Consider the following 14396-nt stretch of genomic DNA (forward strand, 5'->3'; position numbering starts at 1 on the left):
CGACGATTCTGCAAAAATACTAACATCTCTGAGGACAGAAAACAGCTCTGAAATGTGGACTGAATGAGAAGAATGGCCTTTTCTTAGGGGAAACTTTCCTGCTCATTATAACATAGGGTATTTGAAAAGAAGATAAATACTTTCTGTTTATTTTCCGTATACTCCTATTTATTACATTTAAGCCGGAAGCATATATTTAAAAGAAAAGGAGATTTCCTGTGATCTGTACCTATGCAGCATTTGAAAAAGTTGATCCACCTCATTAACCAGAAGGGGAAGAAAAATATCGTACTTTTTGAACAACTCACCATCAAACCTGGCAAAGAACAATCTTTGTTTCAAGGAGTCGTGAATGCAACATTTCACAACGATCATACTGCTTCAAAGTACCTGTATAAATCGCTTCCGGAAGATACCAGGTATGTCATTCTAAAGTCGCGGCTGGAAGCAAAACTACTCAATTACCTGTTGTTTCTGGATTTGACCGAAAGCAACCAGAAGCAGGATGACAGTGCTAAAAGACGGTGTGAACTGTTAGTTCATCAGGCAAAATTATTGAGCAGGCAGAGGGAATACCAGATGAGTGAAAAAATTCTAAGGAAAGCCATCCGAATGGCCAAAGAATATGAATATACGGCTTTGCAGATTGAAGCCCAGGAACTGCTCCTGCATATTTATTTTACGGAAGAAGCCCTTACTTCTTACCAGACTCTGAAAGTACAATATAGCCAGCAAAGGCAAATATTAGCAGCCGAACGGGATGCCTTTTTGCTGTATCAGCAGGCCCAGCTGGAGTTGTTGCAAGACAAAACTACAGAAGACACCTTAGAATATATTTACTCGATTACCCAACAATTGCAGCAACGCTGGCAACAATTTCAATCGTTTACCCTATTTGATTTATACTACCGGCTTCATGTCAGGCAGTTAGAGCTGGAAGAATCCTATCCGCAACTGCTGGTTTTAACAGCCATGGCTGAAGAATTCGTTAAAGAGCTAAAAGTAAATGACAAGCGGTTTAATTATTTGCATAATTATCGTTTGCGTTTATATGCTTCTTTACGCGCAGGGGAATTGGAGGCTGGGCTACGCTTAGCTGAGCAGGGAATCCCTCTTTTTGATCCTTCTTCTGAAGATTGGTTAGGCTTTACAGAAAGTTATTTTCTGCTTTCCCTGCATAGCAAACACTATCAGCAAGCTTCGGCACTTTTAAAACAGGTAGAACATAGCCCCATTTTTACCAAAGCTCCTGTTGTTAGTAAAGAGAAATGGTATCTGTATAAAGCCTTTTTGCATTTGATGAGTGTAGAGCAGGCCGATGGGTTGCCGTTTGACTATGAGACCCTCCGGCAAAAGTTACCCCAAAGCAGAAAAGATAAACAGGGTTTGAATATAGCTTTACTCCTGATAGAATTTTGCTATCTGTTATTGACCCATCAAAAAAATGCGTTAACTAAAAAAGCAGAGACGTACAAAAAGTATTTAGAGCGGCACTTTACTACCCCTAACTTACTCAGGGAACGTATATTTTTTTTACTGATGCTGTATGTTATCCGCCATAATTTCAGAATTGAACCTATTGAACAAAAATCAGCAAAGTTATTTAATCAATTAAAACAAAGTTTATTACCCAGGGGAGCTCATGTAAGCAGAATTGAAATTGTCCCTTATCCTCAGTTGTGGGAGAAAATAAAAGAGATTTTACGCCAGAAAGAGTAAGTTCAAGGTACTATTACAGTCCAGATAAGCTGATTTATGCTTTGGCAGGGCACCCACATGCTAGGTGTAAAGTTGACTACTACCTTTGCATCAACTGTGTAAGGATGATTAAAAGTAAACGGTAAACGTGCTGCCCTCATTTTCTATGCTTTCAACCGCAATTGATCCTCCGTTATTTTCGAGCATCCGCTTTATCATGTACAGGCCCACACCCGAGCCTTCTACATGGTCATGAAAACGTCTGAACATCGTGAACAGATTTTGTTGTTGAAGGGCAGATAACCCCAATCCGTTGTCAGTTATGCTGAGCATTACCTGATTGTTCACCAGCTTTGTATCTATGGAAATTTTAGCCGGACGTTCTGTTGAACGGTATTTGATCGCATTGCTGAGCAAGTTAAAAAGTATGCTCCTTACATTTTGCCGGGAGTATACGACAGAAGCTACCTCCACTTTCTCTTGAATTTCAACGCCTGCCTCCTGAATAGTATCCTGCAAATCTGCTTTAATATCGACTAATATATCAGAAAAATATACCGTTTCCCGTTTATCATCCAGGTTTCGCTGAACTTTGGCTATTTGGGTTAAATCTTCAACAGTGCGGCTTAAACGAGTGATCGATTCATCAATAAGGGAGGTTACGTGCAAAGCATCTTCATCTAATTTCCCATTCATTCGCTTACGAAACAAAGCGAGCAGCCCTTTCAGCGAATTTACCGGAGATTTCAGATCATGAGAAGCGGCATATACAAAATTATCCAGATCTACATTCACTTTGCCCAGCTGTTCGTTTGAAATTTTCAGCGCTTCGTTGTTCGACAGCAGCGCTTCATTGGTGGCAGCCAGTTTTTCGTTTGTGGAAGCCAGTTCCTGGCTTAGCGATTGAAGCTTTTCTTCATCAACTTTTTTATCGGTAATGTCCATCACGACTCCTGCCATTCGGGTGGGCACTTTTTCTTCATAAAAAGTCTGACCTCGCAGGACTAGCCATCTGGTAGTTCCATCGGTACGCCTGATCTGTATTTCTGCATTTAGCTCTCCGGTGGTCAGCGCTTTTTTGAAAAGCTCCTGTACTCTAGGTTGCTCTGCCGGTTCTGCATGATTTACAAACTGCTCTAAGCCCCAGTGAGGCAACAAGCTGGTATAGCCAAATAACTGATCGTGTTGAAGCGAGCGGATAGATTCATTGGTTTGTAAGTCTAACTGCCAAGTACCCATTTTGCCGGCTTCCAAAGCCAGTCTTAAATTTTGCTCACTCTGTTCTATCTTCTTTCGGGCAAGTAGTTGCTCAGTAATCTCATAGGCAAAAACTAAAATACCATTGATCTTCCCTGTCACATCGTGCATGGCTTTGTAGATGAAGTTCACATAAATTTCTTCTCTGGTGCCATTGTTAAACCGGTCGATATTCACCCTAACCTCGTTACCAATATAGGTTTCTCCGGTTTTATACACGTTATCTAAAATTGTTTTGAACGGCTGGTCTTTTAGTTCCGGGAGTGCTTCTAGGATGGTTTTCCCTTGTAATTGCCGGTTAGAGAAAAGCTGTTGATACAAAGGATTAACCAGGTCAAAAATATGATCAGGCCCGGTAAAGGTACAAATCATGGCCGGAGCATCCATAAAAATCTCCTGAAGCAGTTTCCATTGTTTCTCGGCTTCCTGCCGGGCGGCCTGTTCCCGGATTACCTGTGTTTCCCGTTCTGCTGCTTGTTTCTGGGCAGTAATGTCCATAACAATACCCGACAAGGCAGTTGGCACTCCCTTTATATTGAAAGATGCTTCTCCCTTCAGATGTATCCAGCAAATTTGTTTATCGGCTCTCCGGATGCGCATCTGGCAGTCCAGATACCCGGTTACCAGCGCCTGCTGATAGATTTCTTTAACCATTGCCCGGTCTTCGGGGGCAACGTGTGCAAGTAATATAGGAAAATTCCACTCCGGCACTGCTTCAGCATAGCCAAATATCTGGTCGTAGCCTATGGATCTGGTAGTAGTTCCTACGATCAGATCTTCATGCCAGGTACCCATTTTGCCGGCTTCCAGGGCTACTTTCAACACTTCTTCATTGCGTTCTGCTTTCTGCCTGGCTTTTACGGAGTTGGTTACTTCATTAGCCACTTGAATCACACCAATAATTTCACCTTCATTGCTTAACAAAGGCTGATACAGAATATTAAAATAACACAGTTCTATCCGGCCTTTACGCTCCAGGGGGGCGGGCATTTCACTTCCTGAAAATGGCTCACCGGATGAGACAACTTTGGCTAAAATTTCTTCAAACCCCTGGCCGGAAACCTCAGGCAAGGCAACAAACAAGGGCTTATTCAATACCTGCTCTTTGGTACGGCCCCATATTTCACACATTTTGGGATTGGCAAATTCTATTATATGATCATTGCCCATATACACACCAATGGCAACAGGTGCTTGTGTATATAAATGCTGTAACCATTGACTTTCTTCTAAACTAGGGGTAGCTACTATTTTCGTCACCAATTGTATAAATTATAGATCCACACTTTGTAAAATAACGGTTTCCTGGTGAGAGTTGGCTGGTAGAATATATCTACAAAAATAGGTATAAAAATGATAAATACCCCAGACTCCGTGCACAACCCTTTTTATTTCTTTTATGAAAACTACCGGCATTCAGGTTTTAATCTTAATCAATCTTAAACTTCAGGTAAAATATTGATTTATTCAAAGCTACAAACTCTTTCACCAATCGGTAAACTTCAATTCTTAGAAACCCTTGCACTTGGAATCCGGGCTGATGAATGTAAGCCGGGAAAATGCTTGTTTATAATATAGTATTTTCAAGAAATTTTCTCAGACTTTATTTGTCATATTGCCTCTGTTTTAAATACCATCTCTAGCCTGTCCATAGCCATTTCTTGCGGGTAAAGGTAGTATTCTTACCTACTACTTCTTGCCTCTTGTACCTGGGTTGCTGGCAGTTGTTTGGCCGATAATTTTTTTGGTAAGTATACACTAAAGGTGCTGCCCTTTTTTTCCTCGCTTTGTACTTCTATTGAACCTCCATGCATGGTAACAAATTCCTTACACAGCAATAGTCCCAGACCTGTCCCTTTTTCTTCGTTAGTGCCCAAAGAACTATGTTTGACGTCTAACCGGAATAATTTTTCCAGGATGTCCTTACTCATGCCTACGCCAGTGTCTTGTATGCTAAACGTTAGGTGAGTATCTGATGCTTCTACAAAGAGTTGTATCGTTCCGCCTTTTTTTGAAAACTTAATTGCATTGGCCAGTAAATTCCGTACAATGGAATGCAGCATGTTCTCATCGGCTTCCAGAAAAAAAGTATCCTTAATTGAATTGATAATACCTACCTCTTTCGATTGAGCGGTTTCCTTCAACAAGTCTACAGCTTCTTTTATAACCTGCCCCAGGTCTACTGTTTGCGGATTAAATATCATATCACCTGTTTGGGTGCTTGCCCACTCTAATAAATTGGTGAGCAGCCGTTTCAGGCGATTTGAAGATATAAAAATCCCTTGTGCAAATTTTTCGATTTCTTCCTGTGATAAGGTATCTATATGATAAGCCAGCTGGTTAGCCGACCCAATTACTCCGTTAACCGGACTTAGCAGGTCATGGGCAATAATGGAAAAAAACCTGTCTTTTGACGCATTCAGTTTTTCCAACTGTTCGGTACGAAGTTTTACTTTTCTCTCCAGTGATTCTTTCTCCCGTTCCAGCAATTTCTTTTGCTGATTCAATTCAAAAAAATTAATCACTTGTTGGGCAAGCAGCTGGAGTTCTCTTTTTTTTGTTTCGGTTAAGCGGCGTGGTACGATGTCAATGATGGCCAGAGAGCCTATTCTAAACCCTGCTTCATTTATCAATGGAGCCCCGCAATAATACCGGATCAATGGTTCACTGGTTACCAATGGATTATCTTCAAAACGTTCATCTGCATGCGTATCTGGCACTTCAAATACTTCAGTGTTCATTATAGTATACTGGCAAAAAGAAATGCTCCGTTGTGTTTCCTGCACACTCAAACCCACATTAGCTTTAAACCATTGCCTGTTCTGATCCAGAATTGTGATAAGCGCAATAGGCACGCCGAATAAATTAGCCGTAAACTTGGTTAATTCATCGAGTTGTGGATCTTTTGCCGTATCTAAAATGTGATAGTCTAATAATGAATGAAGTCTTGCAGCTTCATCATTTGGAAAGGGTTGAACCATAGCGCATGTATTGCGGTTGAAAGCCAGAATAATAAAATAAGTTGCTTATTGGTTTACAGGTTAGGTGAGCACGTACTGCCAACAGAAGAAATTGTACGGCTATTTAAAAGCTGATCAGAATGGTTATAAGTAATAGCTTATACCTGACAACCCAAAAAAGGCACGTAATCCATTTCCGGTGATATCATACTGATTGGCACTAAACATCAGTTAAGCTAGTAAAATATTAGTTACCAAACAATAGTCTGAAAAGGGAATAAGTCAGAAACTGAATAGGTTAGATTACCTTTTACCTTTTTAGATTTTCACGAAAACTTACTTCGTATAAAACTTCCAGCTGGGTTTGTAGGATTTGGATAGTGGCTGATTAGTCAGGCTGGCACGGATTAACTCTACTGGTAAGGCATTTTCCTGCATGACAGCATCATGAAATTGTTTAAAGGTGAGTTTTCCGCTGTCTACCAGTTCTTTTTTCAATGCATAGAATTGCAAGCCGCCCACCATATACGCCAGTTGATATAAGGGACTATAGCCCCCTTCGAATGAACGGCGTACCTCACCCTCAGCATTGGCCCGTTCATGCCCTACGCGCTCTACCAGAAAATCAATACATTGCTGGGGCGTCCATTTACCCAGGTGATAATTCAAGGAGAACAGAATACGGGCACACCGGTGCATCCGCCAGAATAACATGCCTATTTTGTCTTCCGGCGATTGTGGAAATTTCAGATCCCAAAGAATAAATTCCCAGTATAAGGCCCATCCTTCTGTCCAGAAGGGAGTATAAAAATGACGGTAGGTTTTGTAGCGGTCATTCATAAAAAACTGCAAATGATGCCCGGCAATTAATTCGTGATGCACGGTAGCCCTGGAAAAATGCGGATTATTTCCCCGCATACTCATCAGCTTGTCTGCTGGCTGCATGCGATTGGTTGGGTAGGAGATAATAATTTCTTCGCCTCCCAGAAAAAACGGGTTAACCAGCTGCCTTTCTGCGGACATCATGCTCATCCGCCAAGTTTCTTCTGCTACCGGAGGAATAGTAATTAAATCGTTTTCCTTTAAAAAACGGATGGATTCATTATATAAGCGTAAAATAAGCTCTGGTTGCTTGCCAACCGGTACGTAGGTATTTTTCACTTTTTCCATGGCCTCCCTCCATTTATCTCCAAAACCCATCTCTCTGGAAGCTTTCAGCATTTCCTGGTCGCACCAGGCAAATTCTTTGTTGGCTATGTCAATAAGCTCTTCCGGGCTATAGGGAATAAGTTCGTACTGCAACTGACGAACCAGTTCTTCCCTGCCAATGGGGTTTCCTGCAATGCCACTGCCATCGTCTTTCTGCGGCGATACAGTTTTACGCTTAGTGCTGAGTAAAGAAGCATAGGAAGCCAGCAAACTATCTGCTTGTTTATATGGTTCTGGTACCCACCAGCTAAATTGCGGATCGTATTCATTATAAAACTCATACACACTTTTTAAGGCTTCCTGCAATCCTTTAACGGTAGATTCTGCCCGCCTGGCCAAGGCTCCATCTATAGCTGGTTGAGCAGCTAGTATCTTTTTGGCTTCTGTAATTTGTTTGCAAACAGCCGTTAAATCGGCCGCTATTTGCTCGGCCTGGGGTACTGCTCCCCGGCGGCGGGACTTTTCAATGGCATAAATTTTATCAGCAAATACAATCCAGGGGCTAATCTGCGTATATTCTTTTTCTTCAATAGCTAACTGGCGGAGCTCTTCTGTTAAATCTTTTTCAAAAACGATATAATCTATTTTACCGCTGGTACTAAAGTTTTCGAAGGTGAGTTGCCGGAGTTTTTGCAGGTATTCTTCATATAGCTTTTTTAAGCGTTCTCTTCTTTCCGGAGAGTTTTTTACAAAGTAAAACCGGCTAAGACTCCCTTTATCTGCTTCATACTGCACAAGTAGATGATGTACTTCGCTGGTTTGCGTAAACAAGGCAGAAGGGTTGGTAGATGCCCCCGATTGTGCAAGCACCTGACAACTTGTGCCGGCAATTAAGCATACTATTATTGAACAATGAATATATTTTTTTACCTGATGCATAATATACTAGTTAAATAAACCGATGGTGATGGAAATGGCGATACGGAAGATAACAGGCTTTTTAACAAAGTAAAAGCACAAACCAGGATACCTTGGTATACTTTAATTTTTCTGTGTTCTTCAAAAGGGATTCTTGGCACCCTTCATCACTCTAGCAATTCATCTATTCTCACAAATTTATACCCTTTGCTTTTTAACTCAGTTACTAATCTATCCAGCTGGAAATAGAATTTGTCTGTTCTGCGAGGGTCAGTCCCGACATGCATCAGTAGTATAAACCCATTCAATCCATGTGTATCGGTAGCTTCACACGCCAAGATGGAGCGATAAATCTGATCAGAAGACACATACCGCTTTCCCATTTCCGGATAGGTATAATCTGTAGTGGAACGTGTGCCGGGTGTGAAATTGACTAATTTGTAGCCAGCTTCTTTTGTCCATTGAGTAATAGTGGCATTATACCATTCAAAAGGAGGAATAAAATACACCGCACGCTTCTTTTCTACGCCAAAGGTAGCCATGAGGGCATAATTCGCCTGTAGATCTTGTATAAACTGCTCTTGACTTACCAGCAAACTATCCCGGTTAGTCCAGTCGGCATAGAGCAAATGTTTGTCTGAATGTGCCCCCAGGTAATGGCCGGTTTTCTTCAATTTCCTAATCAAAGTGGCATAGTCCGGATTGGCATAAAAGTTACCGGTTAAGAAAAAAGATCCTTTTATTTTCTGTTGTTGCAAAGTAGCTTGTATCATTTCTCCCCCATCGGCAAATGCATCTCCTGTAAAAACCAGGGCTAACTCTTTTCTGGAAACATCGCCACGTACAATGGCACCCTGCGAATCAGTTACTACTTTTTTCCCCGGACTCCCCTCCTGGAGTCAGTGTCTTTAGCTGCCAGTAAATAGATTAAGGAGGCGGTACCATCCATGGTCGGTTCGTTGGTGCTGTAATCTCCATAGTCGTCATGATATACTACCAGGTCTGACTGGAACCGGGCATATTCATCGGCACTTCCAAGTTTAAGCCCCAATAAACTGTTGTAAATTTTACCATACACGGGCCCATCTACCAGGCCGCCATCTAAGGGGTACTGATGCAGCACCGTGAATGAAGAATGGGGGTCAACCGGTGTATCTCCCTGAGCTGGCAACCCATAAACCATACTCGTTCCCCAGGGATTACAGCCAAACAACCAGTCGAAACATGCCTGCTCTAATTGTATATATGTCTGGTCTCCGGTTAGTGTCCGGTACAGGTAACATTGGATGGCAAAAGAAGTAGTTAAGTTATTGGAACACCAGATAAAGGGAACACCCCGGTAGAAGGCATTATGTTTACCCCGTTGCCATATCTTTTCAATTCCTTGTTTGTAATAACTCATCAGTTTGGCTCTGGCTTCTTTGTCACTTTTCAAAGCTAACTCGTAGTGGCCGAAATTATGGAACGGGTACCATTGGTAATGCCGGGCAGTATCTTTGACCATCCAGGGAGTTATTGGTTCCTGGCTACTATACTCCATTCCCTGTTCAAAATACTTTTTGTCATTGGTAAGCTGATACATAGCTGCTGCGCCCAATTCCATATCATCTACCCAGTTATCTTCTTCATAAAAATAAGGAGCTTTTACAGAAGCTGTCTGTGCTACGCCTGGTTTGGCCTGTCCATATTGAAAAGCTGATAGTGATTTCACTTTTAAGGTTTGGGCCAGGGTTGGGTCAAGAGCAGCATATAGCTGGGAGCCGAGTGCAAAAGCACTGGCCAATTTTCCGGCTGTAGAAGCAGTGCCAGTTGCCCGGTTTTTAAATTTCCCCAAGCCCTGCACGTCGCCAGTAATAAAATAGACCGGCCGGCCTTTGCCCTTTCCATACCCATAATCTACAGTATCTTTGTTAGGCATCCGGAACCCTGCATGATCCCGGTCGTCGGCTAACTGGTTAAACATCCAGTCGGCCCGGGGATGCATTTTCATGAGCCATTCCAAGCCCCAGGTTGCTTCATCTAGAACATCTGCCCGTCCATTGGTTCCTACTAACCCGTTTGCCTGGTGTTTGTCTGTGAAACTTTCAGGAAAGTCGCGGTAAGCGGCCAGCAGATGATAGGTAGCATTGGCCGAAGTAGTCGCATATTGCAGATAATCTGTGGCATCGTGCCAGCCGCCGGCTACGTCTATATGGGTTCCATCCGGCATGGGTCCATATACAGTATAGCCGTCATGCGTATGACAGGAATCTTTCAAGAACGGATTATAGCCGCTTCTCTGCTGGCGCATGTACCGCAAAGCAAAATCTGCTGTGCCCTCATATATATTTTCCCGGATGGAAAACTCTGGCGACCGGGCGGAACCTGCTTGTAAATAATAGGTTCCAGGCACAGAAAACTGGGTAAAATCGAGCCGAAAGGCATGCACAAAGGGACCATAAGCTCCAAAATCTTTTCCAGCCGCTTTTTTAAGCACCACTCTGGCTGTTTTTACTTCTACGAGTTCAAAAGTTTGAATGGACTGGCTTGTATTTTTTGTGCCATACACGGCCACCTTCACCCCTGCAGGCGCATAGCCTACTAGATTAATTCTGATCCAGGCTTGGGAATGATCTTGTCCTTTTAGGAAGGTAATGAAGAAAACATGCAGGAATAAACTAAGGATGAAATTACGTAAAGACATAAGAAAGCAGAAAGGCAAGCTTCTAAAAAATGTATCCGTTTAGCGAATATAGTAGCAGGGCAATCAGAAACAAGAAACAGTATCTGATTATTTATTCCGGCAATACTATTGATTTATCATTTAGACTTCAGCCAGAGGCAAGCTACCCTCTACCGTTGTTAGTGGATTATTTAGAAAAAAGCAAACAGGCTTTTCAAACACTGATTAATGTACTCTACTTAATTACGCATTTTGGTTGTATATTGACGGCTCAGTATATAGCCATAGGAAGGGTCTTACCGGGCAGATATATTTGGTTTAACAGCCGTTTTTCTTAAGTCTTCCAAATCTTTTTCATTGATTATACCCCTTCTTCTCATCAGAAAAATAATATGATTTGCTTCTTTCAATCTTGTATTGGACCTCCACAGAAAAAAGATCACTGTGAGGAGTAATATTTTTGAAACAATGAGGGCAAGTAACAATAAGGTGGTTGCGGTCATAGGTAAAGATTAATTAATGATGTATTAAACTCTTTGATAATGCTGTGCCTACATACTCTGCACTGGCTTAATTTGCATCCTTTGAAAATTAAGACAAGTTACAGTATTTTGCTACTACTTAAAAATACACTGCATCATGGAAATGATGACTTTTTTCTTAATTGATGGTGTAATGATCAGGTAAAATTCATAAAAGTAAGTATTGACAGCTAGGCTAAACAGTCGTAATTTAAAGGTTTGAAACTTGAAAGTTTCAAAATATTTCATTCTGACTTACTAAACAGCCCTTCCATTAGGAGGGCTTTTTGTTTTCCTATTCAATTTAGACTATATAAGCTGCCTCCTGAAAGCAAGTTTTAGTAAAGACGATTAACGTTTTTGATTATTGGGAAATTAATCTTGTTCGGTTGGCAGCCTTGGTAGCAGGTTATTTTTCGCCTTTTGCTGACTTTTATCCAATCTTTTTCTTTCAAATGCCCACATCCGGACACTTGCTGTTCCAAATCCGGACACTAGTTGCTACTCCATTTAAAATATATGCCTGACCTACCAAAACTGGATCAATTATTCTCCTAGCCTATTTACCGCCTGTACCTGCTAAATACCATCCATTTATAAAGTACTTATACTATAGCCTCAACCAGGTTGTTATGCCATGATCTGGTATCAAATTTTCATATTGACTAGTACACACCGTGTATCACTTACCTTTTAAATAAACGAAAGACACAATAAACTATGAAAACGCTTCCTACTTCAATGACTACCCTTCGTAACTTACTTGCCGGATTCTTTGTATCTGGTGCTTTTTTCATGACCGGAACAGCGGCTGCCCAAGATGTTAAATTTGTAGACAATGCGCCTATTCATACCCAGATCACTGAAGACTTAAAAATAGCCTTATATCCTGTAGAAAATGAACAAATGATTAACGTGCATGTAGAAAATCCGGAACATAAAAAAGTAAGAATCCTCATCACTAACAGCCAGAATGAGTTAGTTTACCAAAAAACCGTAGGCAATGGTTCTATTATTTACAGTAAATTCAATTTATCACAGCTGGAAAAAGGAGTTTACACCATGGTAATTGAGAGTGCTACTCAACGGTATGCCAATAGTTTTGCCGTAGAAAATCGGCAGCATATGGCTAAAGCTTTTTAAAGCCCACATTTATTGGCTATTTCTGCAGCAGGTTATACCTACATGGTATTCCTGCTGTATTACTTTAGCTACCGTACTCATTTTCTACGATTGAGAATTCCCTAATTAATTGATCCATCATGTTAATTGCCTCCTAAGCTTAGCAAATACACCTAACCTTATTCCTTACTGATACTGGGAGCAGGATAGCTTAAAAGAGAAGCTTATTATTATACCAATTAAGGCATTCTAGGATTAGAAAACCATATCAGAAATCTAGTTCTGGCCCAGGTTTATAGTTCGTCTCCCCGAAAATACGTATGTCTGTGATTGAGGTACTCACCCTTTCAATAATGCTTATACTATTCCCTAAACTGCAGCCGGCACATGCACAAGAAGTACAGTTGTTATAAACTTATCTATTTTAGAAGACGAGATTTTTTATATTACTACCAGTGAGTTGTATACCCTGCAAGACAGCAACAAACCTTTATCAATAGCTGCAGGATATGTTCAATCAGAGCTATGTTCAGACAATTTAAAAGTAAAACACTGCCAGTATAGGTATTTTATCCAATAAAAATTAGTTTAGCTTTCTTATACCAACCAAGTAATTGCTCATTTATGAAAATTGAACACTTTGCTCTTAATGTAGAAGATCCGTTGGCTATGTCACACTGGTACACTCAACATCTCGGTATGCACGTGGTTAGGCAGTTAGACGTAGCTCCTTTTACTACCTTTCTTTCTGATGATAGTGGCAGAACGTTACTTGAGATATATAAGAAACCTGCTGAGAATGTGCCGGTTTACAAGCAGATGGACCCCCTTCAATTACATTTGGCATTTGTTTCTTTTCAACCGAAAGAAGATGCGGAAAGATTAGTAAAAGCAGGAGCTAGTTGGGAAAAAGAGGATCAGTTCGCAGATGGCACACTTCTGGTCATGTTGAGAGATCCATGGGGATTAGCATTACAGTTATGCAAAAGAGCTTTCCCACTGCTTACTGAAGCAGAGATAAAGCCTTTCTTCTCATAAAAAGTAGTTATTATCCATCTTTTATGGTGTTTGGTTTTCTACATAAATTCTTGTTAAAGTTATTGGACGGCTATCTGCAACAGATGTCTTTTTTACTGCGTTGATTATACTACTTAGGTCTATACTATCCTCACTTTTGGCTTTGTAATTGACCATCTACTTTAGGAAGTTTATACACACTTCCTATCCATGAACTAAATTTCTGTTGATCAGGTGAGTTCTGGAAAAGCTTCCAATCACCAAATAGGTCATCCAAGTTGAAAGGAAGATATGCTGCTTACTATCGCTTATACTCTGAATTAATATATTTACTAGAATTCATTATTTGTTAACCTTCCTCTATACTTCCTGTAGAATAATTATACTCTATACTTGAATACATAGTCTTATTTTGTACAAAAACTGAATCAATCAGCCTTTGCTAGTTAGCTATAAATTTCTAGAAAAATTTTACGCGGATAAGAGGGTCAATTTTTTGCAGGATATCTTGCTAGTCGTTCTGTTTTGACTGTACCTTATTCACAATGAGGTTGTATTTTCTCAAAATAAAGTCAGTTTTCATCAAAAAGCTCTTTATTTCTTCTTTAGTAGTGAAGAAATAAAGAGCTTTTTTAAAATGCAAAGGCAACTATATTTTTTTAAGAGAGAAAAATCAGAAAGCAGCTAATTACCTGTTGAGTAGGCGATTATGTAGCCTAATAAATGAGGGTAAACTTGTGTATTGCTCGTTCTGCCGCCTCTTCCTGCACTTCATCTTCTGTTAGAAGCCTCACTTTATGGCAAGCGTGCTTTTTACATTTTTTTTGAAACAGACTGTAAATGCAAGCTCTGTAATTTTGAATTTTACTTATGCCACCTATTCTTAAACGATACCAACTATGAAAGTAACGCTAATCAAACAATAAACATGCCAAAGACACACTTGCATTATGAAATCGCCAGAATTATTTTTTTCTTTTTATTTTTTATCTGCCTGTTGCCGGCTCAAGCAGCTACCTACTACTTTTCAGATAGCGAGGGCAACGACTCCTACAGCAGCTCGCAAGCGCAAAATCCCTCTACTCCCTGGCG

At 40.7% G+C, this 14396-nt stretch carries 9 protein-coding genes; 3 read left to right on the forward strand and 6 right to left on the reverse strand.

The features are described from left to right. Window positions 1-231 precede the first annotated feature (231 nt). Window positions 232-1719 carry a hypothetical protein gene (locus Q0590_RS22330; protein ID WP_302039833.1) on the forward strand — a complete coding sequence of 496 codons (1488 nt, stop codon included), beginning with the start codon at window positions 232-234 and terminating at the stop codon, window positions 1717-1719. 108 nt (window positions 1720-1827) lie between these two features. On the opposite strand, the gene Q0590_RS22335 is transcribed toward Q0590_RS22330, so the two are convergent. The 6 genes from Q0590_RS22335 to Q0590_RS22360 all read right to left on the reverse strand — a co-directional run bounded on the left by Q0590_RS22335 (window position 1828) and on the right by Q0590_RS22360 (window position 11147). Further along, window positions 1828-4215, reverse strand: coding sequence for a PAS domain-containing sensor histidine kinase (locus Q0590_RS22335; protein WP_302039834.1), 2388 nt, complete (start codon window positions 4213-4215; stop codon window positions 1828-1830). 422 nt (window positions 4216-4637) lie between these two features. Beyond that, on the reverse strand, window positions 4638-5936 hold the full coding sequence (locus Q0590_RS22340) for a GAF domain-containing sensor histidine kinase (protein WP_302039835.1): 1299 nt from the start codon (window positions 5934-5936) through the stop codon (window positions 4638-4640). Window positions 5937-6251: 315 nt separating this feature from the next. Further along, entirely contained in the window at window positions 6252-8003 is a 1752-nt protein-coding gene (locus Q0590_RS22345; protein ID WP_302039836.1) for a DUF885 family protein, read from the reverse strand. A 146-nt stretch (window positions 8004-8149) separates the two neighbouring features. Next, complete coding sequence (locus tag Q0590_RS22350; RefSeq protein WP_302039837.1) at window positions 8150-8755, reverse strand: polysaccharide deacetylase family protein; 606 nt, start codon at window positions 8753-8755, stop codon at window positions 8150-8152. Window positions 8756-8850: 95 nt separating this feature from the next. Next, the gene (locus Q0590_RS22355; protein WP_302039838.1) at window positions 8851-10665 is read right to left on the reverse strand and encodes a glycoside hydrolase family 9 protein; all 1815 of its coding nucleotides are present in this window, start codon (window positions 10663-10665) and stop codon (window positions 8851-8853) included. A gap of 275 nt (window positions 10666-10940) precedes the next feature. Next, window positions 10941-11147: a hypothetical protein gene (locus Q0590_RS22360; RefSeq protein WP_302039839.1), complete on the reverse strand. Its 207-nt coding sequence runs from the start codon at window positions 11145-11147 to the stop codon at window positions 10941-10943. Between the two features lie 738 nt (window positions 11148-11885). Between Q0590_RS22360 and Q0590_RS22365 the strand changes: the two genes are divergently transcribed. After that, window positions 11886-12308 (forward strand): T9SS type A sorting domain-containing protein, encoded by a 423-nt coding sequence (locus tag Q0590_RS22365; protein WP_302039840.1) that lies wholly within the window; start codon window positions 11886-11888, stop codon window positions 12306-12308. A 603-nt stretch (window positions 12309-12911) separates the two neighbouring features. Continuing rightward, window positions 12912-13325: a VOC family protein gene (locus Q0590_RS22370; protein ID WP_302039841.1), complete on the forward strand. Its 414-nt coding sequence runs from the start codon at window positions 12912-12914 to the stop codon at window positions 13323-13325. Window positions 13326-14396 lie beyond the last annotated feature (1071 nt).

Origin of the sequence: Rhodocytophaga aerolata (genome assembly GCF_030503435.1) — a bacterium.
In the GTDB taxonomy this organism is placed as follows: domain Bacteria; phylum Bacteroidota; class Bacteroidia; order Cytophagales; family 172606-1; genus Rhodocytophaga; species Rhodocytophaga aerolata.